Source organism: Corynebacterium pseudodiphtheriticum (assembly GCF_023509295.1).
Taxonomy (GTDB): Bacteria; Actinomycetota; Actinomycetes; order Mycobacteriales; family Mycobacteriaceae; genus Corynebacterium; species Corynebacterium pseudodiphtheriticum.
The window spans coordinates 1946914-1972873 of the sequence record NZ_CP091864.1 but is presented as its reverse complement, the minus strand read 5'-3'; the positions used below and the strand labels follow the sequence as shown (position 1 = coordinate 1972873).

Below are 25960 nucleotides of genomic sequence, written 5' to 3'. Positions count from 1 at the left end.
GGTTATGCCTTCTTCGGATCCTTCAAACCCGTCACAAACCGACGCCTCTGATCAGCAAGAACCCATGCAGGTCCCGACCTGCGTGAGCATCCATGATGCGCACCTGCACAATTTGCGCCACATTGACGTGACCATCCCGCACGGCCAGCTGGTTGCGTTTACCGGTATTAGTGGCTCGGGTAAATCCTCGTTGGCGTTCGGCACGATCCATGGGGAAGGCCAGCGTAGTTACCTGGAATCGGTGGCACCGTTTGCGCGCCGCTTGATCAGCCAGGCGACCGATCCGCAGGTCGGTTCCATTGAGGGGCTATCGCCGACGGTTGCGCTTCAGCAACAGACTACGGCGCCTGGGGCCCGCTCGACGGTGGGCACGATTAGTTCCACATCGAATATTGTTCGTCTGTTGTATTCCCGGTGTGGTGATTACAGCGCACTGTCTGGCGGCACTCTGTCTGGCGATGCTCCGTTTAACGCCGCAACGTCCGACGGTGCCCCGTCTGGCAGCGCCCCATCCGCAACCCCAATCACCCGCCTGGCTTCGGATGCCTTCAGCCCGAATACGGCCGATGGCATGTGCCCGGAGTGCCGTGGAACGGGCACGAAGTTCGTCGCCACGGAAGAGTCCATGGTGCACGAACCGCAGTTGTCGATCCGCGACGGTGCGATCACCGCGTGGCCGGGTGCCTGGGCTGGGAAAAATTTCCGCGACATCCTGGAGGCCCTGGGCTATGACCTCGACCGCCCATGGCAGGAACTTTCCGAGTCCGACCGCAACTGGATCCTGTTTACCCGCGAGCGCCCCGTCGTCGAGATCGTCCCGCACCGCGGCGCCGACCAGATCCAACGCACCTACCAGGGCACTTGGCGCAGTGTGGCGGAGTATTTGTATAAGACACTGCGGGAAACGGAATCGGATTCGTTGCGACGTCGCACGGAGTCTTTCCTGGAATCGCATACCTGCAGCAACTGTGGCGGCGCGGGGCTGCGGCCGCAGGCGCTGCAAGTGCGCTATTTGGATGTTCCGATTAATGAGCTGAATGTGTGGTCCTTGGACTTTCTGCACCAGGCGTTGGTGGACCGCCAGCAGGAGCTTGGCCAGCGTGCCGGCGCCAGCAACGTCGGCCGTGATGACCAACCCGACACTGCTGCGGCCCCGGCCACCCGTACTGCGCAGGATGATGCCGAGGCCTTGTTATTAACCCAGATTGTCCCTCCGCTGGCTGCTGCACTGGAGCTTGGCCTGGGGCACTTGAGCCTGGACCGAGCCGCAACCACATTGGCTGCCGGGGAGCTGCAACGTCTACGCCTGGCTTCGCAGTTGCACAGTTCCTTGTTTGGCGTGACCTATATTCTCGACGAACCCACCGCGGGGCTGCATCCGCAGGAACGCACGGCTGTGCTCACGGTGATCCGTCGCCTGTTGGCCGCGGGAAATAACGTGTTCGTCGTTGAGCATGACATGGATTTCGTGGCCCAGGCTGATTACCTCATCGACATTGGCCCTTATGCCGGTGATGGGGGAGGGACCGTGGTATTTGCGGGTAAGCCAAGTGAGCTTGTCGACGCCAACGGGCAGTTAGCCGAATATCCCACAGCTCGCGCGCTGGCAAACCGCCACTTGCAGCTTGCCGACGCCCCGCGCGAGGCTAACGGCCACTTGGTGCTGCGGGGGATCAACCACCGAAACCTGCAAGGGCTTGACCTGGAGCTCGGCTTGGGCCAGTTCACCGCGGTGGCAGGGGTATCTGGTTCGGGAAAATCGACGCTGGTGACAGACGTCGTCGGCAAGCGCGCAACGGAGCACCCGGATATTAGCCGGGTTGTCACGATCACGCAGAAACCCATCGGCCGTACTCCGCGTTCCACCCTGGCGACGTATACCGGGATGTTTGACCGTGTCCGCAGCATTTTCGCTGACCAGGCGCGCCGGGATGGCAAGGATGCGAAGAAGTGGAACGCCTCGAAGTTTTCCTATAACACGAAAAAGGGGCAGTGTCCGGAGTGCTCAGGGGCTGGCCATATTGAGGTCGAGTTGGTGTTCCTGCCCGGGACCTATACGTTGTGCCCGCGGTGCCAGGGCGGCCGGTTTAACGACGAGGCACTGGAGGTGCGCTGGCATGGGCGCACGGTCGCTGATGTTTTGCGGTTGCGGGTTTCGGAAGCGTTGGAGGTTTTCCAGGACCTTGCCGACGGCGGCAGTAAGGATCCCGACCATTCCCAGATCACCCAGGTGGTGCGGGCTTTAGAGGTTTTGGATGAACTTGGCCTGGGTTACCTCCGCTTGGGGCAGGGTGCGCCGGAGTTGTCTGGTGGTGAGGCCCAGCGCATCAAGTTGGCGACGGAGCTGCAGCGGACGCAGAAGAAATCCAGTGTGTATCTGCTCGATGAGCCAACCATGGGGCTGCACCCGCACGATAGCGCGAAGTTGTTGGATAAATTGGAAGCGCTTGCCGACGCCGGCGCCACCGTCGTCATGGTGGAGCACAACTTGGAGGCGCTGGCTCGTGTGGATCGTGTGATTGAGCTTGGCCCTGGGGCGGGAGCTGCTGGAGGTCGCATCCTAGCGCAGGCGAGCCCTAAGAAGTTGGCGGAAGAAGATACTGCTACGGGTCGGGAATTGGCCCGGCGGGTGGGGCCGTAAAATGTCTAGACTGGGCCCAAGCCTTGAGGAGGATTGATGACACCTAATTCTGGCAATTCTGGTCATTCCGGCCGTTCTGGAGCGAACCATGGTGGCTCGAACCATAGTGACCGCCCGGGCCGCGATGAGCGTACCGAATTTTTCCGTGGCGACGACCGCACGGAATATTTCGGTTCGAACGAGCGCACGCAATATTTTGGTTCGAACGAGCAGACACAATACATAGATCGTCCGAACATAGACCGTCCACGGCAGTACTTTCCGGATCAGGACCAGAACCAGGGGCCCCAGGGCCAGCAAGGTCAACCGCAGACTCAGCAGTACCAGGGTCCGTATACCCAAGGTTTTGGCCAGAACCGATACGGGCAACAGTATGGACAGCCATATAACTCCGGCTATGCTCCTGCGGCGCAGCAGGCTACCGTGCACAATGCGCACCAGCCGCAGCAAGCAACGCAGGCTTCGGGTGGCTCGAGTTCCTGGCAAATGTTGCTTGGCATCATTTCGGGTTTGGCGTTACTACTGGCCGTGGTGTTTTTCTTCCTGTGGCGTTCCGCTGATAATGAGCAGGCTACGCCGCCGACACCAACTACTGTGACCTCCACACAGACAGAAGAGGTTAATGTCACGGTGACAGAACCAACCACCGTTATCGAAGAACCCGTTTTACCTGGCGGTGACGGTGGAAGTTGGCGAGACCAGATCCCAACTGAGGTGCCGGAGGAACTGTTGCCGCCGGAAGGTGAAGAGTTCGATCTGCGCAGCTGGTTGAGCAATATTTTCGGCTAGTTCTTTACCTGAATAGGCACCTGATTAAGCCTGGCTAGTTTAGGCCTGACTAGTCATGACCTGGCCGTATCAACGCTCATCTGATCGTAAATATTGAGCTCATAAATACTGAAACTGTAAATCCTGAGTAGGAGATCATGCCCGAATCCCCACAGCCCGAAACCTCGCAACCGGACAACCCACAGCCCGAAAACCAGGTGCAACCTGCAGCCGTCCAGTTGGCCCAACAGGTCGCTGCCCGGCTCGCAGAATTCGCCACCGATGTCGTGCTGTGTCCGGGTTCGCGTAACGCCCCGCTTTCGTTGGCGCTCATTGCGCACCCAGGACTGCGGGTGCATGTGCGCCTGGATGAGCGCAGCGCAGCCTTTTTGGCGTTGGGGTTGGCGCGCGTGCAGCAGCGGCATGTTGCGGTGGTAATGACTTCGGGCTCGGCGGTGTCGAATTGTTTGCCTGCCGTCGTTGAGGCTGCTCATTCTCATACGCCGCTGCTGGTGTTGAGCGCGGATCGGCCGCAGCGACTCGTCGGCACGGGGGCTTCGCAAACAATCCAACAGCAGGGCATTTTCTCCACGTTTACCCAGACCACGCAGATCAACACCGTGGATGACCTCCCCGCGTTTTCTGAGCGCCTTAGCGCTGACCGCCTGGCACACATCAATGTGGCTTTTGATGTGCCGCTGGTGGGAAGCGAACTGGCCGAGCCTGGTACAGATGGTCTTGCCGACGCCCACTTTGCTGATGCCAACCTTGCCGACGCCCCCGCAATTGCACCGGCGGATCCCGCGCACCCTGCCCGCCGCAGGCTGCCTACCTGGTTGGATCATGGCGAGGTTGCCGTTGACCTGAGTAAACCAACCCTGGTGATTGCCGGCGATGAAGCCTGGCGTGTCGACGGGCTTGAAGATGTGCCGACGATTGCCGAGCCGAGCGCCCCGGCTCCGTATGTTCCGGTGCACCCGGGGGCGGCCGCGATTTTCGCCAAAGATGATGCCCAGGTTGGCGAGTACTACGTGCGTACCAAACCTGACCAGATAATCGTCGTTGGGCACCCTACTTTGCACCGCGGGGTCCTGTCGCTGATCACGGATCCGGATATCGAGGTTATCGTGCTGTCCCGCACCGATGATTTCTTGAGTCTGCGTGAGGGCGGCGCTCAAGAAACCCGCGGCACCCGCGTGAAAGCCACTGGTGAGCCCACCCGGGAGTGGCTGCAAGTATGCCAGGCCGCCTCCGATCTGGCTGCCGGGGCAGTCCGCGAGGCACTGGAAGATGAATCGCACGGATTTACTGGTCTCCACGTTGCTGCCGCTGTCACGGACACGTTAGCCGTCGGCGATACCGTGTTCGTCGGCCCGTCGAACCCGGTCCGGGATGTTGCCCTGACTGGCCTGCCGTTTGATGGCGTCGACACGTATTCCCCGAGGGGAGCTGCCGGGATTGACGGCAATATTTCCCAAGCCATGGGGGTGGCTATCGCTGCGCAGTCTTTGCGTGCCGACGAAATCCGCGCCCCGCGCACCGTGGCCCTGCTCGGCGACATCACCTTTTTGCACGACGTCGGGGGCCTGTTGCGCGGGGTGGATCAGCCGGAGCCGGAAAACCTCACGATCGTGGTGGCCAACGATGACGGTGGTGGAATTTTCGAATCCCTCGAAGTGGGCCAGCCCGGCTTGCGCCGTGATTTTGAGCAGGCCTTCGGTACCCCGCATGGGGTGGACATTGCCGCGATCTGTGAGGGCTACGGCCTGTCTTACCAGCGTGTGGAGAGCCCGCAGGAGCTTCTCGACGCCTTGGCCGCCCAAACCGAATTTCCGGAACCGATCCTGGTCATTGAGGCTGCGACCACTCGGGCGACGCGTCGGCAATTGCACCAGGCGATCGATGCAGTTCTTGGGGGATAAATCTGGTTCCCTATGGCAGATTCTGTAGATCCCCAAGCCACGAGTGCGCAAGAAGCAAGCCCGGATAAAACTGCACCTTCCGCCGCACAGTCTTATGATCCGCACCGGCGGCGTCGGCAGTGGCGGCGGCGCATGCACCAGTTGGTTGCAACCTTGTGCTTATCCGGGCTACTGGGCTCGGTTGCCATGATTGGTGGGGCAGCGGCGAATGATCACCGGATTGAATCTGATCCAGGTCGGGCCCTAGCGACGGTCACGGGTACTTCCTTGTTGCGCACCACCGTGGAATTCCGGGACGGCGAGGGTTTGTATCGGGCGCCGTCGACAGGCGTGTTGTATCCCACCGGGCTTGCCGAGGGCCAGCAGGTATGGGTGCAGTATTCGCGCGCGGATCCGGACCTGGTGAAAGTCGCCGGCCGCGGTTGGACGTTGGCGATTATCCCGGGGCTGAGTGTCGCGGTGCTGGTTGTCGTCGTCACGCTGGTGCTGTGGCAGTTGATTAGCTTCGCGACGCGTCCTAAAGCGCATCCTCACAGGACGTCGACGAGCACACCAAGAACTCCCAAGACAAGTAATCGCGGGTGATGCCAGTTGTCGTCAGTACCTTCGGTCCGATCGCGGCTGCGGGTGGCCATCGTCGCCGAGTCTTTTTTGCCGCACGTTAACGGGGTCAGCAACTCGGTCCTCCGCATCCTGGAGTATCTGAGCGCGCAAGGCCATGACGCCATCGTTATCGCACCGGGCCCACACGGCAGGGGCCCACACGGCAGGGGCACGCACCATCCAGAAATCTCCCATTACGCGGGTTTCCGGGTCGTGCGCGTGCCGACGATCCGCTTGCCGTTCGTTGATTCTCTGCCCATTGGCGTGCCGACGCCGACCGTCTACCGCACGCTCGCCGAATTCCGCCCGGATATCGTGCACCTGGCCAGTCCCTTCGCGCTGGGGCGCGGTGGTGGTTGGGCAACTCGGCGCTTAGGTATTCCCAGGGTGGCGGTTTTTCAGACTGATATTGCAGGTTTCGCCGCGCTGTACCAGTTGGGGGTGTTACAGCGCGCTACCTGGCGTTGGATCAGGCGGATGCATAACCATTGCCAGCTGACGTTGGCGCCGTCGACGGAAACCATCCAGCAGCTGGAATCGCACGGGGTGCGCAATCTTGCGCATTGGGGGCGCGGGGTGGATACGCAGTTGTTTCATCCGGAGAAACGCTCGGATGCGTTGCGTCGGAAATGGTGCGCAGGCCGGCCCAAACAATCACCGCCAATCATCGTCGGTTATGTGGGGCGCCTAGCCAATGAGAAGGGCGTGCACCGGCTGGCTGGATTGTCGCGCCGGGCTGATGTGCAGCTCGTCATCGTTGGCGATGGCCCGTGCCGTTCTGAGTTGGAAGCCGCGATGCCGGATGCGGTGTTTTGCGGAGCACTCAGCGGCAGCGACCTGGCGGCCGCCTATGCCAGTTTCGATGTTTTCGTCCACCCCGGGGAACTGGAGACTTTTTGCCAAACCATTCAGGAAGCGCAGGCTAGCGGCGTGCCGACGATCGCCCCGCGGGTAGGCGGCCCAGTCGACCTGATCCGGGATGGCTGCATCGGGAACCTTGATGACAGCACCGGGAACCTTCGTGATGGCACCGGGAACTCTGCTGGCTGCAATGGGCTGCTACTGGATCCCGATAATTTCGAAGCCGAGCTTGCCGACGCAGTCAGCTGGCTGGCAGCCCCGAGCCGTCGGCAAGAATTATCCGCTGCAGCTCGCAAGCACGTGGAGGATAAGACCTGGCCGAAGATCTGTGCTCAGTTGGTGGACTATTACCGCCAGGTGCTGGCAGAGGTGAACCCAGCTGCGTGGGAATCTCCGGGTGCCAACCATTAAGCTGGTGGGGTGGACTCTTCGAATAAGGCTGAGCAAGACAAGCTGGACAAGCAAGCGCCGAAACTCACTCGTGCGACGCTGGATAAGGCGCCGGTGGATGTGGCGTCGATGTTTGATACGGTCAGCAAGAATTATGACCTGACCAATACCGTGCTCTCGCTCGGTATCGATAATTATTGGCGCAAGCGCACCCGTGAGCGTTTGGATCTGCAGCCGGGGGATAAGGTGCTGGACTTAGCGGCCGGAACCGCCGTGTCTACCGTGCAGTTGGCGCGCTCCGGAGCCTGGTGCGTGGCCTGTGATTTTTCTACCGGCATGTTGGCCGCCGGTGCCCACCGTGATGTTCCCAAGGTTGCTGGCGACGGTATGCATCTGCCGTTTGCGGACGAAAGTTTCGACGCTGTCACGATCTCGTATGGGCTCCGTAATATCCACGATTTCCGCGCCGGGCTGCGGGAAATGGCGCGGGTGACCAAACCAGGTGGCAAGCTCACAGTGGCTGAATTTTCTACCCCTGTGGTGCCAGTATTTAGCACGGTGTACAAGGAGTATTTGATGCGCGCGCTGCCGGCGATCGCGCGGGTGATTTCGTCGAATGCGCAAGCGTACGAGTACCTGGCGGAGTCGATCCGTATGTGGCCGGATCAGGAGACCTTAGCCGCTGAGATCAACGCTAATGGGTGGACTGAGTGCGGTTGGCAGAATCTGACGGGTGGGATTGTGGCGCTACATTCGGCGCGCAAGGCTTAATTGGACTGGGTTGCGCCCGATTTTCGCGATCTCACCAAAGGTCAGGAAAAATATACGATGCCGTTGTGGCATTTTACTGGAACTATATTCGCCATCCGTAAGGTCGGTTCAACCATATTCGCCGTCCGTAAGCTTAGTTGGTAGCCCATAATGATAATTCTGTCTATTTTGATAATCGCGATAGTCGTAGCGGGCTTATCTGCTATCTATGAAGTTAAACATGGCAATCGGCCACGAGCCAGGATAGTGGGCTGGGCTGGAGTTCTCTTAGCATTACCCGCTGCATGGGTTCTTTATCGCGCTACTGCCGGAGGCCTCCAGGAAATGCCTCTACGCGAAATCATTGCGACCGCTGTTTATATTTTCGTGCTTCTGGTGCTTGTAGAAACAAAACTCGTGCTGTTGGAGCGTAAGAACACAGGAGCCACGAGTGACGAAAACACGAAAAAACCCAGATAACCAGATAATCTGGATAGATTCCTCAAAATCGGCTGTGGCTTTGTGTGGCTTTGTTTGGCCTTGTTTAGTTATGTCTCGCCATTGGCTTTGGCATCGCAGGTCCCCCCACATTCCCTAAACCGTTGCATCCCACAGCGGCGTGTCGGCCCGTACCGTCGCCGCATATTTTCCGGCTTTCTTCCACAACCGGGAAATCAGGTCCCGGTCTTCGTCGGTAACTAAGTTGCCCATTAACCGAGCAGCCGCTGGCATTAAATAGCGCGCCGCCGGGCCCCGCAACCCTAACGGGCCGAACACAGGCAAAAACTGCGGATAGGTCAAAAGCCGGGCCGCGGTGCGTGCCCACATGAACGCCTCGCCGAAATGCGCCCGCAACACTTCGGGCCACACCAAGGTGAGGTCGACACCCCTGTCCAATAGCCCTACGGCTAGCTCGGCGGTTTCCAGTCCGTAGTCGATACCCTCACCGTTTAACGGATTCACGCATGCCGCCGCGTCGCCGATCAGCATCCAGTTCGCCCCGGCTACGTTCGATACAGCCCCACCCATGGGCAACAACGCCGAGGCCACATCGCGCGGATCGCCCAAGCCCCAGGCTTCGCGCTGTTGGCTGGCATAAAATTCCAACAGTTTCTTGGTATTGATCGCTGCCGGACGTTTATCCGTCGACAATGCGCCGCATCCCAGGTTCACCGTGCCGTCGCCAAGCGGGAAAATCCACCCGTAACCAGGCTGAACGGTGCCTTGCTCATCGGTCAGTTCCACGTGCGAGTGCATCCATGGTTCATCCGAGTATGGCGAGCTGCAATACGACCGCGCGGCGATCCCATAGACTTCGCTGCGGTGCCAGGTACGCCCGAGTTTCTTGCCAAACGTTGAGCGCACCCCGTCGGCCACGATCGTCCACCGCGGCCGCAGCGTAATCTCGCTTGCCGACGGCTGCTGGTCGTTTGTTGGTTGTTGGCTGCCGGAGGGTGCTGACTGCTCCGCCGCCTGCTGGCCGCCGACCCGTCGCACCGTGATGTTTGTGATCGAATTGTTCTTGACGACGACATCAGCACCCGAATACCCGGTCCATACCCGTGCGCCTGCTGCCGCGGCTTCCTGCACCAGATAATTGTCCAATTCGCGCCGTGGCCAGGCGGTGCCTGCATCCCCGAAATGCCCGTCTGGCCATGCGGCGGTCACTGCTCCGCCAAAGCCGTGCAGTTTCAACCCCCGGTTGCGGTATCCCGGGTTCACTCCATCCAGAAGCCCTAGCTCCCGGAGTTTCGCCATCGCGCGTGGGGTGAGACCATCGCCGCAGGTTTTATCGCGGGGAAAGGTTGCTTGGTCTACCAATACGACGTCCCATCCGGCGCGTGCGGCATAAATTGCAGCCGCGGCTCCGGCCGGACCACCGCCGATTACCGCGACTTCGCAGGAAACCGCGTCATTGCTGGTGCTGGAGGCGTCGGCAAGAATTTCGCTTTTCGGAGGTTTCGACCTGGAAGATGCAGTATGGGACCCGGAATCGGGGCGATCGGGGGAGTCGTCGGCAAGGCTCATGGGCATTATTGTTGCATGAATAAGCCCCCGGAAGTGTTTTGCCCTGTTTCGTCGGCTACTGTTAGGACGGGAATTATGGGAACGAATAAGCGCAAGGATAAACCTCGGATATGACCACTGGCCAAAACCAGGTTTCTGGTTACACCCCCGCTGTGGATTTGGGGGATGAACAGCTCAATTCGCGCATTGCTGCCGGGATGGAAACGGTCGAAGACCTGTTGCGTTCGGAGCTTTCGCAGGGCGCAGAGTTCATCACGGATAAGGTTTTGCACCTGACTACCGCTGGTGGCAAGCGCTTCCGCCCGATGATGGCGTTGCTTGCGGCGGAATATGGCCCGCATGCAGAGTCGGACAACGTGTATAAAGCAGCGAGTGTGGTGGAGATTGTGCATTTAGCCACGCTTTACCACGACGATGTGATGGATGAAGCCGATCAGCGACGTGGGGTCGAATCTGCGAATTCACGCTGGAGTAATTCGGTGGCGATCTTGTCTGGTGATGTGTTGCTCGCGCACGCGTCTCGGATCATGTCCACGATGGATAGTCTGACTGTGCGCCACTTCGGGGAAACTTTCCAGGAGCTGGTTACTGGGCAGATGCGTGAGACACTTGGCGCGGGTGAGTCCGACCCGGTGGAGCATTACCAGAAGGTGATTGAGGAAAAGACCGCCGTGCTGATCGCCTCGGCTGGGTACTTGGGTGCGTATCATGCGGGTGCGGATGAGCCGACGCAGCGCTCTTTGCAAACCATTGGCGGTGCGATCGGCATGATCTTCCAGATCGTCGACGATATTATTGACCTGTTTTCTGATCCAAAAGATTCTGGCAAGATTCCGGGTACTGACTTGCGTGAAGGCGTATTTACGCTGCCGGTGTTGTATGCATTGGCGGAAGATAGCGCTGCTGCTAATGAGTTGCGTTCTTTGTTGACCGGCCCATTGGAGGCCGAGGATGATGTGCAGCGTGCTATTGCACTGATTCGGGAGACGGAAGGGCGTGCGAAAGCACTTGCCGACGTCCAAGCCCATTTGGATGTTGTGGACCGTGAATTGGACAAGCTGCCGAATAATGCCGCGACGCGCGCCCTGCGCTTGCTTGCGGAATACACCATGCGCCGGGTGGGTTAGCTGGGTGCTTGCTGGTAATCGTGGCTGTTTCTGGCTGTTGAAACCCTGCCTGTAGTGCTGATTTGTAAGTTTATTGGGTGTCTATAGTAGGGTAAATAACCGCACCAAATGGTGCACGCCAGGTTGCCCGAGCGGCCAAAGGGAGCGGACTGTAAATCCGCCGGCATTGCCTTCAGAAGTTCGAATCTTCTACCTGGCACAGTGTCAAACCCCACGCGAATTACCGCGTGGGGTTTTCTGTTGCAGGCGTGGCCGTGAGTTCGGATGGTCGTTGTGTATTCGGGTAGCGAATATTAGACCTGCGGAAAACCCTCCAAGATTTCGTCCGCATCCCCTTTTTGACGTATAACCTCTAAAGTGCCCTTAAACGGTGGAAAAACAATGGTTGACCTGCCGATTTGTGTATTTATAATAAACTGAGTTAGGCTGTGTGAGGCTTCAACGGAGCGCAACAAAGTAGATTGAAAGACTGCAAAGTTGGTTTCGAGGCTGCGCCCCCTTAGCTCAGTCGGCAGAGCGTTTCCATGGTAAGGAAAAGGTCGACGGTTCGATTCCGTCAGGGGGCTCTGTTGCTGTTTAGGGTCGAACACCTTAGACGCTGCAACACCAGGCGGTGTAGCTCAGTGGTAGAGCATACGACTCATAATCGTTGTGTCGCGGGTTCAATTCCCGCCATCGCTACTGGGTTTTTCCCATTACCTCAAGCCTTGTGCTGATCGGTTCCCGGTCTGCTAAGGTGAAGGCTGCTGTAAGTTCAGGTATCATCTTTGGATCCCTGTTCTTTTACCCAGCACCCTCTAGGGGCGTGGCGCAATTGGTAGCGCAACGGTCTCCAAAACCGTAGGTTGCAGGTTCGAGTCCTGTCGCCCCTGCCATTATTTTTATGAGGTCATTCACCAAGGTCTCCGAGGCCATTGAGGAGTTATTGACGTGAGCGAAGAAAACAACGCTACCGGGGGAGCGGCTCGCCCAGTCGGTAAACGTCAACTCTCGGGTGCTTCCACGACATCCAGCGCTTCCTACGAAGCGAAGCGCGTCGTCAATGTCGATGACTCATCTGTTCGTGATGATAAGCCCGGTGGCGGTCCAACTAGCTTTGTTCCAGAGGTCGTCTCTGAAATGGGCAAGGTTGTCTGGCCTACCGCAAAGCAGATGGTGCAGTACACCATCGTCGTGTTCGCCTTCCTCTTTGTCCTCACTGCGCTGGTTTGGGGTATTGATACTGTTGCCAGCTTGGGAGTTGATGCAGTTCTTAACCCTTAGGTATAGTTGCTAAATATCAGGTTGTTATCCCGCTTGTCCCTCGTTGGATAAGCGGGATAATTTATGACACAACCGCACCAGAATTACCCAATGACCCTATGCATAAGGGAGTAGGACGACCGTGAGCGAAGATACGCAGAACGAAAACCTTAACGACAGCGACGTTTTTGAAGACGTCACCCCGGAGGTAGCCAGGGCTAGTGAAGCGGCAGAGCTCGCTGCTGAGGAAGACCGCGAATCGCTTGGCGACGACTACGATGCGGATTCCGATGATTTCGCTAAAGACCACGAAGAGGCCGTCAAGGCTACTGAAGCTGCCGCAAAGTCTGTAGAAGGCGCAGACGATGCCAGCGCAGAGGCCCCTAATGATTCCGCTGAGTCTGGTGCTTCTGCAACGGAGACGGATGCAGATGCGGATGCTGCCTACCGTATGCGTTTGCGGGAGTTCACGAAAGAGCTGAAGAAGCAGCCGGGGCAGTGGTACATCATTCAGTGCTATTCGGGTTACGAAAACAAGGTGAAAACCAACCTGGATATGCGCATCCAAACTCTTGAGGTTGAGGATTCCATCTTCGACGTCGTAGTGCCGATTGAAAATGTCGTGGAGAAAAAAGACGGCAAGAAAAAGATCGTCAAGAAGAAACTCCTGCCAGGCTATGTTTTGGTACGCATGGAGATTAACGACCGCGCTTGGTCTGTGGTTCGTGATACCCCGGGTGTAACTTCTTTTGTGGGCAACGAGGGCAATGCGACTGTTGTCAAGACCCGTGAGGTGGCCAAGTTCTTGCTGCCGAAGACTACCGAGGCGCGCGATGAGACGCCGGCACAGGCCGAAGAAGAGCAGGTGGCAAGCCCGCAGAAGCCAGCCGCATCTGGCATCGATCACGATTACCAGGTTGGCGAAGCCGTCACGATCCTGTCTGGTGCGCTGGCTTCGGTTTCGGCTACCATCTCCGAGATCGACCCAGAAACCGGCAAGATGCAGGCGCTGGTGTCGATCTTTGGTCGCGAAACCCCAGTGGAACTCACCGCAGATCAGGTCGAGCGCATTATGTAGTTTGGGCCTGGCGCCTGGGTTTGGGCTTGGCGCCCGGGTTACAGTACGCTAGTTCTTCGTGTGTGCGTACTGATGCGTGCGCAATCGCGTTTGCAGCAGCACACCGGAAAAGAATTGCACATCCCCGGTTGCCGGCGAAGGCCGGAATCCGGACAGTTCCCCGTTATTCATCGTGGCGGGGTGCTGGTACCACGGAATTGAGGTAAAGCGATGGCTCCAAAGAAGAAAAAGAAGCAAGCAGGCTTTATTAAGCTGCAGATCCAGGCTGGTCAGGCAAACCCTGCTCCTCCAGTCGGCCCTGCCCTGGGTGCCCACCAGGTCAACATCATGGAATTCTGCAAGGCTTATAACGCTGCTACTGAAGACAAGCGCGGCGAAGTTATCCCTGTAGAAATCACCGTCTACGAGGACCGCTCCTTCGACTTCAAGCTGAAGACCCCACCTGCTGCCAAGTTGCTGCTGAAGGCCGCTGGCGTGCAGAAGGGCTCCGGCGTTCCGCACACCCAGAAGGTCGGAACCGTGACCTGGGAACAGTGCAAGGAAATCGGCAAGACCAAGTTCGAAGACCTGAACGCTCGTGACGAGGAAAACGCTGCCCGCATCATCGCTGGTACCGCTCGCTCCATGGGCCTGAACGTTGATGGACACCCAGACGCGTAAGTCGGGCCCCTCGCAAGCGTTAAGGTCTGTCGTACCGCAGCCTTGATGTTCGCCATGGCCGCACTCGGATAAAGTCGGATGCGGCCACATCCACCGTGGCAGAGCCAGCTACGGCTCGCTGACCACGACAATCCCCAAACCTAAAGGAATTGAGAAATGAGCACTAAGTCCAAAGCTTTTAAAGAAGCCGCGACCAAGATCTCCCGCGACCACCTGTACCGCCCACTAGAGGCAGTAAAGCTGGCTAAGGATACTTCTTCGAAGAACTTCGATGCCACCATCGACGTCGCTATGCGTCTGGGCGTTGATCCACGTAAGGCTGACCAGTTGGTTCGTGGCACCGTGTCCCTTCCAAATGGCACCGGCAAAGATGTTCGCGTTGCCGTTTTCGCGGCTGGCGAGAAGGCCACCGAAGCTGAGCAGGCTGGCGCCGACATCGTCGGTGTTGATGAGCTGATCTCCCAGGTCACCGAAGGCAAGATCGATTTCGACGTCGCAATTGCTACCCCGGACCAGATGGCTAAGATTGGTCGTATTGCGCGCGTCCTGGGCCCTCGTGGCCTGATGCCGAACCCGAAGACCGGTACCGTCACTAACGACGTCACCAAGGCGATCAAAGAAGTTAAGGGCGGTAAGATCTCTTTCCGCGTCGACAAGGCTTCCAACCTGCACGCCCTGATCGGTAAGGCCTCGTTCAGCGAGCAAGCTCTGGCTGAGAACTACGGCGCACTGTTGGACGAAGTCCTGCGTCTGAAGCCATCGGCTGCTAAGGGTATTTACCTGAAGAAGGTTACCGTTTCTTCCACCACTGGTCCTGGTGTTCCAGTTGACCCATCGGTGCAGAAGAACTACACCGTCGAGGCATAAACACCTCCAGGCTTAATCATCTCGAAGCTTAGGTAGCTCAAGACTTCAGCAACTGAGTGCCCGAGTGTTTTGGCCCGAGGATCTCGCGCCCGAAGTACTCGTACTGCACCCCGCCCACCTTCACTCCCGTTCGTTGGGATAGTGAAGGTGGGTTTTCTAGTATCCGTGAATTAGCCTGCTATTACCCCCTATTAAGCCCCTATGAACTCAAGTGAACCCGGGGTAATCTTGAAGGTGCTATGCGGTATCTCTATCTGGCCTGTGGGCTGTTGTGCGTGGGGCTCGGTGCTTTCGGTGCATTAGTGCCGTTGGTACCGGCGACTCCGTTCGTGCTGCTGGCGTTTTTCTTTTTCACGCGTAGTTCGCAGCGGTTGGAATTCTATATTCTGCACCGCTCACCGCTGCGTAGTTATCTCATTGATTTTTACTCTGGTTCCTTAAGCCGCAGACGTCGGATATACATTATTGCGACGGCGTGGGCCTCTATGATTTTGTCAACGATTTTGGTGGGAAAATTGTGGTTCGCGGTCATGATGGTAGGCATCGGGATCATTGCCGCGACCGTAATCTGGCGCCGCCAACCCAAACCAGAAAAGGTAGCTCGTTTTTGGCGCCGTTACGAAGAGTCTGCTCGTTTCCAGGAATCTCGCAAACAAAAATGCCGCCAGCAGGAACAGCACCAACTGGATCATCACCGACAGAAACGTCGCCAGAAATGACGCCAATACGGTCGCCGCGTATCGCAGATGCTTAGATTTAACCTATGAGTTCTGGTTTTGCCCGGTCTTCCTTCGCCCATAATGGCGGGGCCCGGGTCGCCGTTATTGGTGCCGGCCCTAACGGCCTTACTGCTGCAGCAGTTTTAGCGCAGGCTGGCTGCCGTGTAGAAGTTTTTGAATCCGCCGACGACATCGGTGGATCCGCGCGCACCTACCCTGCGTTCGGGGCGGGGAGCGCGGTTGATTTCGGTGCCGCGGCTCATCCGTTTGGAGCCGTGAGTCCGGTGTTTCGCCAGTTGGGCCTCGAAAATTATGGGCTGGAGTGGAAGCATTCGCAGTACCCGATGGCGCACCCGCTTGTCGACGCACCTGCGGTTCTTTTGCATCGCGATCTTAAGTCCACCGCCGCACAGTTTTCCGACCATGACGAACGGGTGTGGAACCACTTGCACAAGCCGCTTGTCGACGACGTCGGCAAGCTTGTCAACTCGGTGCTTCCGGTCCGCCCACGTTACCCGCTTGCTCTCGCGTGCTTGGGCCTGCGGGGTGTGTGGCCAGCGAGAAGCTTAACTTCGCGGCTGCTTGTCGACGAATCTGCCCGGGCCTTGCTGGTTGGTTCTGCTGTGCACGCGATTCGCCCGCCGAGCCAGCCAGGTACCGCAGCGTTTGGATTGTTATTTAACTCACTCGGGATGACCACGGGCTGGCCAGTGGTTTCCGGCGGCACTGGACAATTAGCTAGGGCATTGGCACGGGTGATTAAGCACAACGGCGGGATAATCAAGACCGGTGCTGAGGTCCAGGATCTTTCTGGTTTTGCAACCTATGACGCAGTGGTGACCACGCAAACTCCGCGCCAGCTACTGGCCTTGCAGGGGCTAGAGTTGTCCAGGCTGCGTTCGCGGAGTCTACGACGATGGAAGTACGGTACTGCGGTGTACAAGGTGGACTATTTGGTTAATGGTCCGGTGCGGTGGAATGATCCGCGAGTGGCAGGCGCGGGCACGGTGCACGTGGGTGGAACCGTGCCTGAGATGCAGTTAGCGGAAAGTCAGGCTGCGGCGGGGACGTTGCCGGAGCGCCCATTCGTGATGGTCTGTCAACAACAGGCCGCGGACCCTACGCGTTTTTCTGGTAATCGGCGGTCGGTGGGGGCTGGGCGGGTGCTGTCGGCGCAGCTTGATGCAGGGAGAATGCCGGAGGATGCCAGGCTACCGCACATCCTCTGGGCCTATGCCCACGTGCCGCATGGTTACCAGGAGAAATTCCCGGGTGAAGTAGCAGGCCTGATAGAAACGCAAATTTCGCGATATGCCTCCGGGTTTTCCGCACAAATCATCGAACGCCACCAGGCTTCTCCAGGGCAGCTGCAGGAAGCCAACGCGAATCTGATCGGCGGGGATATCGCAGGTGGAGCCATGAATTTGGCGCAGATGCTACGACAGCGCCAATACGTCGGCACGTTGACGATGAATCCGGAGGTTCCGGTGGTGCAGGCGAGCGGGGCTAGCCTGCCAGGCGCAGGTGTGCACGGAATGGCCGGGTGGCGAGCAGCGCAAACGATTCTCCGTAGATTTGGTGCTACCGAATTAAGGTGATAGGGTTCTTGCTGAAGTTTGAACGGCTTTTGCCGCGCTCAAGTTTCACCGAAGACCGTCGGTTATCCGTGTAACGGATCGAAGGTCACCCCACGAGTTACTCGTGGTGGCGACGACCCACGCAGGAGACACTTGTGCATTCCAACCAGAAGGTTGTATGCGCCCTGTGCTCTTGCACGGGGCTTTTTTGTTGCTAGCTTGCCAGCCACAGTGGCATGGTCTTGCTGGAAGCAGGGGAGTCCCGTGGTGACACCACTAGGATGTATCGAAAGGAGGCGTGAGTAACCATGGCAAACCCGAAGAATGTTGCGGAATTGGCCAAGATCAAAAACAAGCTGGCTGAGTCTGACTCGGTAGTTCTGACTGAATACCGTGGTCTGACTGTTCCGCAGATTTCCGAGCTGCGTGATCAGCTGGGTTTCGATGTTGAATACTCCGTCGCCAAGAACACCCTTCTGAAGATTGCCGCCAACGAAGCGGGAATCACTGACCTTGACGAATACTTCCAGGGGCCAACCGCTATCGCCTTTATCAAGGGCGAAGCTGTTGACGCTGCAAAGGTATTCAAGAAGTTCGGTTCCGAAAACGACGCTCTCGTCGTTAAGGCCGGCTACATGGATGGCAAAGCACTGAATGCCGACCAAGTCAAGGCACTGGCTGACCTGGACAGTCGCGAGGTAACCCTTGCGAAGCTGGCCGGCGCTATGAAGGGCAACTTGGCAAAGGCAGCAGCAGTGTTCAACGCACCTGCTACCAAGATGGCTCGCCTCGGCGCTGCTCTCGAAGAGAAGAAGCAGAACGAAGGCTAAAAACCACACGGTGCTGGCGCTTGCGGTTGCTAGGCCTGGCTGGATCATCCAGTGCGGCTCGCATACCGACGATGTGCCGGAACCAACGACAAATTGTGCACTGTTAAGCGCTAACGCGCAGAACACGCAACTATAGAAAGGAAGCCTGACATGGCTAAGCTCTCCAAGGACGAGCTCATTGAAGCGTTCAAGGAAATGACCCTGATCGAACTTTCCGACTTCGTTAAGGAATTCGAGGAAGTATTCGACGTTGAAGCTGCTGCTCCTGCAGCTGTCGCTGCTGCCCCAGCCGCTGGTGCTGGCGAGGGTGCCGCTGAAGAGAAGGACGAGTTCGACGTTGTCCTGACCGATGCTGGCGCTAAGAAGATCGGCGTTATCAAGGCTGTCCGCGAAATCGTTTCCGGCCTGGGCCTGAAGGAAGCCAAGGAACTCGTAGAGTCTGCTCCAAAGGCTATCATCGAGGGCGCTTCCAAGGACGACGCAGAAGCTGCCAAGACCAAGCTGGAAGAAGCTGGCGCTTCTGTCGAGCTGAAGTAGTTTTTACTATCCCAAGCATTCTTGCCACCGCCGCGAGTTGGTTATAACTCGTAACAATCGCTAACCCGCGGGTTCACCTTTTCGGTGCCCGCGGGTTTTGTTATATGGTTTGGTACACGCTTTTTGTGGGTTAACCCTGTCGTTTAGCCCTTTCCTGTCGTTACACCCCTATTAACCCTGACGTGGCTCGGGATGTTGCCACAACGATGTCACCGGAAGGACGAATATCGTGTGCTCGTCGTCGTGGAATCGGAGCGCCTTATCCCCGAGGTAGATAACGACGGTGGCCGCTACGCGTTGACCTAGCTGTGAGCCAATGGTTTTTAGGTGTTTCCACGCGCGAGCATCGACGTCATGCGAGCTTTTTACTTCGATGAGAATAACCCGCCCGTCGGCAAGCTCAACAACGATATCGATTTCTTCGTTTCTTTGCCGGAAATGAGCGATGGAATAACGCTCGGTAGACCAGGTTTGTTGTTTGCGCAGTTCTCCGACGATGAATGCTTCTAGAAGTGCACCGTATAATTCAAAGCCGCCGGATTGCAGCGATTTTTGCACGGTTAGTCCTGATAAAAACCCGGCTAGCCCTGTATCGGAAACGCTGATTTTTGGGCGTTTCACGCTGCGGTTGGTAAAACCGACGCCCCAGCCGGGAATAGAGTCGACCAGATACATCCGTTCAGCGAGTTGTAGATAGTCGGTAAGTGCAGTTTCGGAGATTCCTAGGTTCCGGGCGACTTTTGCTTTGACAAGTTCAGCTTGTCCTTGGCTTGCCAATATTTTTAACAATGGTTGCAGATATTCTGCGTAGTCACTGCTTCCTGCTAATTCACGTGCGTCATGGGTAGCTAAGCGTTCCAGATATGAAGAAAACCATCGGTCCCGTCGGCGACCAGGCTCTCTCTTTAGTGGCTCTGGGTATCCACCTGCAATAACAATCGATCTTTGCTGCTCAGGGCGAGCAATATTTTCGTGCTGGTAGTGCTCGCCGACGGAGTCGATCGTGGTACTTGAAGTGACAGAAAGGATCCAGTGGACCCAATCTTCTGGGGTTGACCTATTGGCTAATTCTCCCTGACTGAGCCCGTAGAGACGTAGTGATTCCGCTCGTCCGGCAAGAGAATCGGATACCCCGGGGAGGCTGAGCAAATCGGTGGAGCCAGTAATGGCATACCTGCCCGGACGGCGGTCTAAGTCAATGACGCGTTTCAAGGCCAAGGCTAGATTGGGCGCGCGCTGTGCTTCGTCAATGACAAGAGTCTTGTTTGGTGCTTGTTGTAGAAATCCGATTGGGTCAGCCTGTGCATATTCGCGCTCTACGTCGACATCCAAGGTGACAAAAGCGGCTTCATCGTTGCTGAATGTTTGCCGTAACAGGGTTGATTTGCCGACCTGGCGTGCGCCCTGCACTACCAATAATGGAGAGTCTTCAACGATCTCTCGAGCGATTAGCGTGCTATGTCGACGTACTTCGTGCGAGAGGTTCTTCATAGCTAAATAGTAGCAGGTGAACACGCTACACGGGGTTTGTTGAGCTCAAGCGCGAGGATTTACCGTAAACCTCTAGAGGTTTTCTCACAATAAAGACGGTGATTTACCACAATAAAATTAATGATTTATCACAATAGGCGCGAGGAATTTTTCGCAAAAAGCAGGTGCGGTTCCGGCGGGTGGGAAATCGTTCTGCCGTCGAGTGTGTTCCACGCATGGGCCCTCCACCATATCCTCCTACTTTCGGATGATTTTTCGGAGCCAGAAGGGGTAGGCTAGAGCAGAGTGCTGCCACCATAATTGGCGGCAGCGTCGGCACTGTCGGCATGCTGCCCGCGCAGATGCCACCATTTGTGAAGAAAGGATTCCCCATGACTGGCACCCCGAACACCCTTCTCGTTTTCTTTTCTCGTAGCGGTGAAAATCTCTGGGATGGTGGTCGCCGCACACTAGAAATCGGTAACACCAAGCGCGTTGCCGATATGATCGCCGAACGCATCGAATGCGACACTTTCGAGATCACGGCCGCTGACCCCTATTCCGACGAGTTCGATTCCGTTGACCGGCGCTCGGCACAAGAACTACGCAACAACGCCCGTCCGGCCATCGCTGGCGAACTGCCCGACGTCGGCAAGTATGAGCGGATCATCGTGGGTAGCCCGGTGTGGCACGCAGAGCTCCCCATGATTCTGCGCACCTTCTTCGATGAGACCAACGGTTTGCCAGGTAAGGACGTCTATCCGTTTGTGACGTTTACTGGCGGCGCGGGTGCGGCATTGTCGGAGGTGGCTGCGGCATGTCCGAAGGCGACGGTGCACCAGGGGCTGCCGGTTCGCGGTGAGGATGTGGATAATGCAGGGGAAGATGTTGACGCCTGGGTGGCAGTCGAGTTCCATGGTGAGGAGCTTTGAGTAACTACCATGTAGCGCGATCATCTCACATGGTGTGACATGGTGTGACATGGTGTGACATGGTGCGGGGATCACCTAGGCGGCTCTCGGACCCTAGGTACGGTAAACTGCCACACATGCTGCCTGCCTCACGCGTTTTGTCTGCCATTGCGATTGGCATTGGCCTTGCCTTGGTGGTCGGCGCCGGCCTGGCTCCGCGCTTTGTGCACATTGATGCGCGCTTACCGCTTGATGTCCAGCACACCACCTTCCGGCTTGTCGACGACGCCACTGGTTACCAGCGCCAGTTGCATTGGGACCTGCTGGAGCCTGCTGATGCAGAATCGGTCGCAGTTCGCGTTGGTTCGACGCTTATACGAAGCACCGAGGAAAACCAAGCAGGCCAGCCCGACGAGCAGCCAGGGGGTAACCACGCGCAAGACAACCCGGATGCAACCGAGCTTGTCGACGCCGACGTTTGGGCTTTTGATATGGACCGTCGGAGCGGGCAAGCGCTGAGTGCCGCGCAACTCAGCCACACGTTGGTGACTCCGGCTGCACACATCGAGATCGATGGCCAGTGGTTAAAATTCCCAGTCAACGCGGAAAAGACCAGCTATGACGTGTTTGACGAAACGCTTCGGGAATCCCACCCGGCGGCGTTTCAGGAGGAAGTTACAGTAGACGGGGTGGAGCTGTACCGATATCGTCAGGTTATCGATCCGGTGAACGTGGCCTCGAAATACGCGGATGCGCGCAACACTAAACAGGAAGAGCTGGTGGTTCCTGATAAAACTTCTGAAGAAAACGCTGCAGAAGTGCCGATTAAAACTCCAGAAGAAAACGCTGAAGAAGCGGATGCGCTAGAACAAGCTCCGGCACCCGCAATTAGGCGGCAGCTGTATTTGCATCATTCGGCGACGCGTGATTATTTTGTGCATCCACGCACAGGCATGATCGTCGACGTGCACGAAACTGTCGACGATTATTTTGCGACTCACACGGGAGAGCGCATCGAAGACGGCATCGCATATCAGGCGCAGCTTGCCGACGCCGACGTCGACAAGCTTATTACCCAGGCGGAGTCATTCCCTGACGATGACACAGTGCGTCTTATCCGCTACATTGTGTTGGGAATTGGTGCACTTATTACGGTGCTGGCGTTGATCGGCGTGTTTGGTGGCTTTCGGCGGGCCCGACAGAACTTAGTCTGAGCAGCAGGTGATCCGTTAACTCCATCCGCCACAGTTGCTAATCAGGACTTTACAAAATAAGCAAATTGCAATAAACTGCTACGTTGCGCTGGAACCTGTGGGCTAGTGCATGCTTGAGCCTTGTTGATTTTCGTGAAAACGTTCACTTGACAAGGTGATTTTATGCTATCTGATCACGGGATTCCACAGCAATAACAGATGCTAAAAAATACCAGCGGTTGTAGGGCAGTCACATGCCAGAGTGGCTGAAACCCGCTTCCGCGTGAGGTGCTGGAAGGACCCATCTTGGCAGTCTCCCGCCAGACCAGTTCAGTGGCTAATATTCCCGGAGCCCCGCAACGGTACTCGTTCGCGAAGATTAACGAACCGATCGCCGTCCCGGGGCTTTTAGACCTACAACGAGACTCTTATGATTGGCTCATCGGTACGCCCGAGTGGCGTGAGCGCGAACAAGAACGTCGCGGTGCCGATGCGCAGATTACTTCAGGGCTCGAGGATATCCTGAATGAGCTTTCGCCGATTGAGGATTACTCCGGCAACATGTCTCTTTCGTTGTCTGAGCCCCGTTTCGAGCCGGTGAAAAACACCGTCGACGAGGCGAAAGAAAAAGACATTAACTACTCCGCACCACTGTATGTGACTGCGGAATTCATTAATTCCGATACCCAGGAGATCAAGTCCCAGACTGTTTTCATCGGTGATTTCCCGATGATGACCGAAAAGGGCACCTTCATTGTGAACGGTACAGAGCGCGTCATTGTTTCGCAGCTGGTCCGTTCCCCGGGTGTGTACTTTGATCGTTCTATCGACAAATCTACCGAGCGTCCGCTGCATGCGGTGAAGGTTATCCCTTCTCGTGGTGCGTGGCTGGAATTTGACGTTGATAAGCGTGACACCGTCGGCGTGCGTATTGACCGCAAGCGTCGTCAGCCGGTTACTGTGCTGTTGAAGGCTTTGGGCTGGACCGAAGAGAAGATCCGGGACCGTTTCGGCTTCTCCGAACTTATGATGTCCACGCTGGAAGCTGACGGCGTTGCCAATACCGACGAGGCTTTGTTGGAGATCTACCGCAAGCAACGTCCGGGCGAGCAGCCTACCCGAGATCTGGCACAGTCGCTGCTGGACAATTCTTTCTTCAACCCGAAGCGTTATGACTTGGCACGCGTTGGTCGTTACAAGATCAACCGCAAGTTGGGCTTGGGTGGCGATCATGATGGTCTGAGCACCCTAACTGAAGAGGACATTGCCACCACGCTGGAATATCTGGTGCGTTTGCACACCGGCGAGCGGGAGATGCAATCGCCGGACGGTCAGCATCTGATGTTGGACACCGACGACATCGACCACTTTGGTAACCGTCGTCTGCGTACTGTCGGTGAGTTGATTCAAAACCAGGTGCGCGTCGGTTTGTCTCGTATGGAGCGCGTCGTACGTGAACGTATGACCACCCAGGATGCAGAGTCGATCACCCCGACTTCGTTGATCAACGTCCGTCCGGTCTCTGCTTCGATTCGCGAATTCTTTGGTACTTCCCAGCTGTCCCAGTTTATGGACCAGAACAACTCGTTGTCTGGTCTGACTCACAAGCGTCGTCTCTCCGCGCTGGGTCCTGGTGGTCTGTCGCGCGAGCGCGCCGGCATCGAAGTTCGTGACGTGCACCCTTCGCACTACGGACGCATGTGTCCGATTGAGACCCCGGAAGGTCCGAACATTGGTCTGATCGGATCGTTGGCATCGTATGCTCGGGTGAATTCCTTCGGCTTTATCGAGACCCCATACCGCAAAGTTGTCGATGGTCGCGTTACTGACGAAGTAGAGTACCTGGCTGCCGATGCGGAAGATCGCTATTCCATTGCCCAGGCTGAGGTCCCAACCGCAGAAGACGGCACGATTACCAGTGACCGTATCGAGGTCCGCCAGAAGGATGGCGATATCGCCGTTACCACTGCTGACGGCGTAGATTACGTTGACGTTTCCCCACGACAGATGGTTTCTGTCGCTACCGCGATGATTCCGTTCCTGGAGCACGACGACGCTAACCGTGCTTTGATGGGTGCGAACATGCAGCGCCAGGCGGTTCCTCTGGTCCGTTCCGAGGCACCATATGTTGGTACGGGTATGGAATTGCGCGCCGCTTATGATGCTGGCGACGTTGTCATTACGCCGAAGGCAGGCGTTGTGGAAAACGTCTCTGCGGATCTGATCACCATCATGGATGATGATGGCATTCGCGATACCTACATGCTGCGCAAATTCGAGCGCACCAACCAGGGCACCAACTACAACCAGACTCCACTGGTTAACATTGGCGACCGCGTCGAGGCAGGCCAAGTGCTTGCCGACGGCCCTGGCACCCATAACGGCGAAATGTCGTTGGGCCGCAACATGCTGGTGGCGTTCATGCCATGGGAAGGCCACAACTACGAGGACGCGATCATCCTGAATCAGTCCATCGTGGAAGATGATTCGCTGACCTCCGTGCACATCGAAGAGCACGAGATTGATGCACGCGACACTAAGCTGGGTGCCGAAGAAATTACTCGCGAAATTCCGAATGTTTCGGAAGATGTTCTGCGAGACCTCGACGAACGCGGCATCATCCGCATCGGTGCAGACGTCCGCCCAGGCGACATCCTGGTCGGTAAGGTCACTCCGAAGGGTGAAACTGAGCTGACCCCTGAGGAGCGTTTGCTCCGTGCCATCTTTGGTGAGAAGGCCCGCGAAGTTCGTGATACCTCTATGAAGGTTCCACACGGTGAGACCGGCAAGGTCATTGGCGTGGCGCGCTTCTCTCGTGAGGATGACGATGATCTCTCGCCAGGCGTCAATGAGATGATTCGCGTCTACGTTGCCCAGAAGCGCAAGATCCAGGATGGCGATAAGCTCGCTGGCCGCCACGGTAACAAGGGTGTCGTCGGCAAGATCCTGCCGCCGGAGGATATGCCATTCATGGAAGACGGCACCCCGGTTGACGTCATCCTGAACACCCACGGTGTTCCTCGTCGTATGAACATTGGTCAGGTTTTGGAGATTCACCTGGGCTGGCTGGCACATGCCGGTTGGAAGGTTGATCCCAACGATCCACAGAACGAAGAACTGATCAAGACCCTGCCGAAGGAACTGTACGACGTTCCGGCACATTCGCTGACCGCAACCCCGGTTTTCGACGGTGCTTCCAACGAAGAAGTTTCTGGTCTGTTGGCTAACTCCCGTCCAAACCGGGACGGCAACGTCATGGTGGATCGCCATGGTAAGGCTCGTTTGTTCGACGGCCGCTCCGGTGAGCCATTCGAGCACCCGATCTCTGTCGGTTACATGTACATCTTGAAGCTGCACCACTTGATCGACGAGAAGATTCACGCTCGCTCGACTGGTCCTTATTCCATGATTACCCAGCAGCCGCTGGGTGGTAAGGCACAGTTCGGTGGTCAGCGCTTCGGTGAGATGGAGGTGTGGGCAATGCAGGCATACGGTGCCGCCTACACCCTGCAGGAGCTTCTGACGATCAAGTCCGACGACGTGGTTGGACGTGTGAAGGTCTACGAGGCGATCGTGAAGGGCGATAACATTCCGGATCCGGGTATCCCAGAGTCCTTCAAGGTCTTGCTCAAGGAGCTGCAGTCGCTGTGTCTGAACGTTGAGGTTCTTTCCTCTGACGGAACTCCGATGGAGCTGTCTGGCTCTGACGAGGACGACGAAGCTGGACCATCGCTGGGCATTAACTTGTCCCGCGATGAGGGCGCCGCTGCAGACATCTCCTAAACG

20 protein-coding genes and 4 tRNA genes are annotated in these 25960 nt (G+C 57.2%); 22 read left to right on the top strand and 2 right to left on the bottom strand.

Translation table 11 applies throughout. The annotated features are described in order from the left end of the window. Window positions 1–4: 4 nt before the first annotated feature. The 6 genes from L9H78_RS08890 (at window position 5) to L9H78_RS08865 (ending at window position 7956) form a co-directional block, all read left to right on the top strand. Window positions 5–2641, top strand: coding sequence for an ATP-binding cassette domain-containing protein (locus L9H78_RS08890; RefSeq protein ID WP_430622732.1), 2637 nt, complete (start codon window positions 5–7; stop codon window positions 2639–2641). Between the two features lie 36 nt (window positions 2642–2677). Beyond that, a complete protein-coding gene (locus L9H78_RS08885) occupies window positions 2678–3430 on the top strand; it encodes a hypothetical protein (RefSeq protein WP_249619870.1) in 753 nt (250 codons plus the stop codon). A 137-nt stretch (window positions 3431–3567) separates the two neighbouring features. Beyond that, entirely contained in the window at window positions 3568–5331 is a 1764-nt protein-coding gene (gene menD / locus L9H78_RS08880) for a 2-succinyl-5-enolpyruvyl-6-hydroxy-3-cyclohexene-1-carboxylic-acid synthase (protein WP_249619869.1), read from the top strand. A gap of 12 nt (window positions 5332–5343) precedes the next feature. After that, complete coding sequence (locus L9H78_RS08875; protein ID WP_347276359.1) at window positions 5344–5916, top strand: DUF3592 domain-containing protein; 573 nt, start codon at window positions 5344–5346, stop codon at window positions 5914–5916. Window positions 5917–5922: 6 nt separating this feature from the next. Beyond that, window positions 5923–7206: a glycosyltransferase family 4 protein gene (locus L9H78_RS08870; RefSeq protein ID WP_430622731.1), complete on the top strand. Its 1284-nt coding sequence runs from the start codon at window positions 5923–5925 to the stop codon at window positions 7204–7206. Window positions 7207–7248: 42 nt separating this feature from the next. Beyond that, window positions 7249–7956, top strand: coding sequence for a demethylmenaquinone methyltransferase (locus tag L9H78_RS08865; RefSeq protein ID WP_283775238.1), 708 nt, complete (start codon window positions 7249–7251; stop codon window positions 7954–7956). 573 nt (window positions 7957–8529) lie between these two features. Here L9H78_RS08865 and L9H78_RS08860 read toward each other — a convergent pair. Further along, complete coding sequence (locus L9H78_RS08860) at window positions 8530–9969, bottom strand: geranylgeranyl reductase family protein (RefSeq protein ID WP_249619868.1); 1440 nt, start codon at window positions 9967–9969, stop codon at window positions 8530–8532. Between the two features lie 104 nt (window positions 9970–10073). Between L9H78_RS08860 and L9H78_RS08855 the strand changes: the two genes are divergently transcribed. The 13 genes from L9H78_RS08855 (at window position 10074) to rplL (ending at window position 18600) form a co-directional block, all read left to right on the top strand. After that, window positions 10074–11090: a polyprenyl synthetase family protein gene (locus tag L9H78_RS08855; RefSeq protein ID WP_249619867.1), complete on the top strand. Its 1017-nt coding sequence runs from the start codon at window positions 10074–10076 to the stop codon at window positions 11088–11090. A gap of 117 nt (window positions 11091–11207) precedes the next feature. After that, window positions 11208–11289, top strand: a tRNA-Tyr gene (locus tag L9H78_RS08850). A 294-nt stretch (window positions 11290–11583) separates the two neighbouring features. Further along, window positions 11584–11656: transfer RNA gene (locus tag L9H78_RS08845), tRNA-Thr, on the top strand. A 43-nt stretch (window positions 11657–11699) separates the two neighbouring features. Further along, window positions 11700–11771 (top strand) — tRNA-Met (locus L9H78_RS08840). A gap of 118 nt (window positions 11772–11889) precedes the next feature. Continuing rightward, window positions 11890–11965 (top strand) — tRNA-Trp (locus L9H78_RS08835). 55 nt (window positions 11966–12020) lie between these two features. Further along, window positions 12021–12353 carry a preprotein translocase subunit SecE gene (gene secE, locus L9H78_RS08830; protein ID WP_249617703.1) on the top strand — a complete coding sequence of 111 codons (333 nt, stop codon included), beginning with the start codon at window positions 12021–12023 and terminating at the stop codon, window positions 12351–12353. Between the two features lie 121 nt (window positions 12354–12474). Continuing rightward, window positions 12475–13410 carry a transcription termination/antitermination protein NusG gene (gene nusG / locus L9H78_RS08825; protein WP_249617702.1) on the top strand — a complete coding sequence of 312 codons (936 nt, stop codon included), beginning with the start codon at window positions 12475–12477 and terminating at the stop codon, window positions 13408–13410. A gap of 210 nt (window positions 13411–13620) precedes the next feature. Then, window positions 13621–14070: a 50S ribosomal protein L11 gene (gene rplK, locus L9H78_RS08820; protein ID WP_018121334.1), complete on the top strand. Its 450-nt coding sequence runs from the start codon at window positions 13621–13623 to the stop codon at window positions 14068–14070. A gap of 156 nt (window positions 14071–14226) precedes the next feature. Further along, window positions 14227–14937, top strand: a complete 711-nt coding sequence (gene rplA / locus L9H78_RS08815; protein WP_249619866.1) for a 50S ribosomal protein L1 — start codon at window positions 14227–14229, stop codon at window positions 14935–14937. 239 nt (window positions 14938–15176) lie between these two features. Beyond that, window positions 15177–15656 (top strand): YbaN family protein, encoded by a 480-nt coding sequence (locus L9H78_RS08810; protein ID WP_049167383.1) that lies wholly within the window; start codon window positions 15177–15179, stop codon window positions 15654–15656. Window positions 15657–15700: 44 nt separating this feature from the next. Further along, entirely contained in the window at window positions 15701–17254 is a 1554-nt protein-coding gene (locus tag L9H78_RS08805) for a phytoene desaturase family protein (RefSeq protein WP_249619865.1), read from the top strand. A gap of 287 nt (window positions 17255–17541) precedes the next feature. Continuing rightward, window positions 17542–18063, top strand: a complete 522-nt coding sequence (gene rplJ, locus L9H78_RS08800; RefSeq protein WP_021352088.1) for a 50S ribosomal protein L10 — start codon at window positions 17542–17544, stop codon at window positions 18061–18063. A 150-nt stretch (window positions 18064–18213) separates the two neighbouring features. Then, window positions 18214–18600 carry a 50S ribosomal protein L7/L12 gene (rplL, locus tag L9H78_RS08795; RefSeq protein WP_018121329.1) on the top strand — a complete coding sequence of 129 codons (387 nt, stop codon included), beginning with the start codon at window positions 18214–18216 and terminating at the stop codon, window positions 18598–18600. A 171-nt stretch (window positions 18601–18771) separates the two neighbouring features. Here rplL and L9H78_RS08790 read toward each other — a convergent pair whose 3' ends face one another. Then, a complete protein-coding gene (locus tag L9H78_RS08790) occupies window positions 18772–20091 on the bottom strand; it encodes an ATP-binding protein (RefSeq protein WP_249619864.1) in 1320 nt (439 codons plus the stop codon). Window positions 20092–20462: 371 nt separating this feature from the next. Between L9H78_RS08790 and L9H78_RS08785 the strand changes: the two genes are divergently transcribed. The 3 genes from L9H78_RS08785 (at window position 20463) to rpoB (ending at window position 25957) form a co-directional block, all read left to right on the top strand. Beyond that, on the top strand, window positions 20463–21002 hold the full coding sequence (locus L9H78_RS08785; RefSeq protein ID WP_249619863.1) for a flavodoxin: 540 nt from the start codon (window positions 20463–20465) through the stop codon (window positions 21000–21002). 116 nt (window positions 21003–21118) lie between these two features. Next, complete coding sequence (pgfA, locus tag L9H78_RS08780) at window positions 21119–22195, top strand: cell envelope lipid trafficking protein PgfA (protein WP_249619862.1); 1077 nt, start codon at window positions 21119–21121, stop codon at window positions 22193–22195. A gap of 267 nt (window positions 22196–22462) precedes the next feature. Beyond that, window positions 22463–25957, top strand: a complete 3495-nt coding sequence (rpoB, locus tag L9H78_RS08775; protein ID WP_249619861.1) for a DNA-directed RNA polymerase subunit beta — start codon at window positions 22463–22465, stop codon at window positions 25955–25957. Window positions 25958–25960 lie beyond the last annotated feature (3 nt).

What these genes read in the sequence shown, in the direction of transcription:
- L9H78_RS08890 (WP_430622732.1), top strand. Translation starts at nt 5, where the DNA reads ATGCCTTCTTCGGATCCTTCAAACCCGTCACAAACCGACGCCTCTGAT.
- L9H78_RS08885 (WP_249619870.1), top strand. Translation starts at nt 2,678, where the DNA reads ATGACACCTAATTCTGGCAATTCTGGTCATTCCGGCCGTTCTGGAGCG.
- menD (WP_249619869.1), top strand. Translation starts at nt 3,568, where the DNA reads ATGCCCGAATCCCCACAGCCCGAAACCTCGCAACCGGACAACCCACAG.
- L9H78_RS08875 (WP_347276359.1), top strand. Translation starts at nt 5,344, where the DNA reads ATGGCAGATTCTGTAGATCCCCAAGCCACGAGTGCGCAAGAAGCAAGC.
- L9H78_RS08860 (WP_249619868.1), bottom strand. Translation starts at nt 9,969, where the DNA reads ATGCCCATGAGCCTTGCCGACGACTCCCCCGATCGCCCCGATTCCGGG.
- L9H78_RS08855 (WP_249619867.1), top strand. Translation starts at nt 10,074, where the DNA reads ATGACCACTGGCCAAAACCAGGTTTCTGGTTACACCCCCGCTGTGGAT.
- rplK (WP_018121334.1), top strand. Translation starts at nt 13,621, where the DNA reads ATGGCTCCAAAGAAGAAAAAGAAGCAAGCAGGCTTTATTAAGCTGCAG.
- rplA (WP_249619866.1), top strand. Translation starts at nt 14,227, where the DNA reads ATGAGCACTAAGTCCAAAGCTTTTAAAGAAGCCGCGACCAAGATCTCC.
- L9H78_RS08810 (WP_049167383.1), top strand. Translation starts at nt 15,177, where the DNA reads ATGCGGTATCTCTATCTGGCCTGTGGGCTGTTGTGCGTGGGGCTCGGT.
- L9H78_RS08805 (WP_249619865.1), top strand. Translation starts at nt 15,701, where the DNA reads ATGAGTTCTGGTTTTGCCCGGTCTTCCTTCGCCCATAATGGCGGGGCC.
- rplJ (WP_021352088.1), top strand. Translation starts at nt 17,542, where the DNA reads ATGGCAAACCCGAAGAATGTTGCGGAATTGGCCAAGATCAAAAACAAG.
- rplL (WP_018121329.1), top strand. Translation starts at nt 18,214, where the DNA reads ATGGCTAAGCTCTCCAAGGACGAGCTCATTGAAGCGTTCAAGGAAATG.
- L9H78_RS08790 (WP_249619864.1), bottom strand. Translation starts at nt 20,091, where the DNA reads ATGAAGAACCTCTCGCACGAAGTACGTCGACATAGCACGCTAATCGCT.
- L9H78_RS08785 (WP_249619863.1), top strand. Translation starts at nt 20,463, where the DNA reads ATGACTGGCACCCCGAACACCCTTCTCGTTTTCTTTTCTCGTAGCGGT.
- pgfA (WP_249619862.1), top strand. Translation starts at nt 21,119, where the DNA reads ATGCTGCCTGCCTCACGCGTTTTGTCTGCCATTGCGATTGGCATTGGC.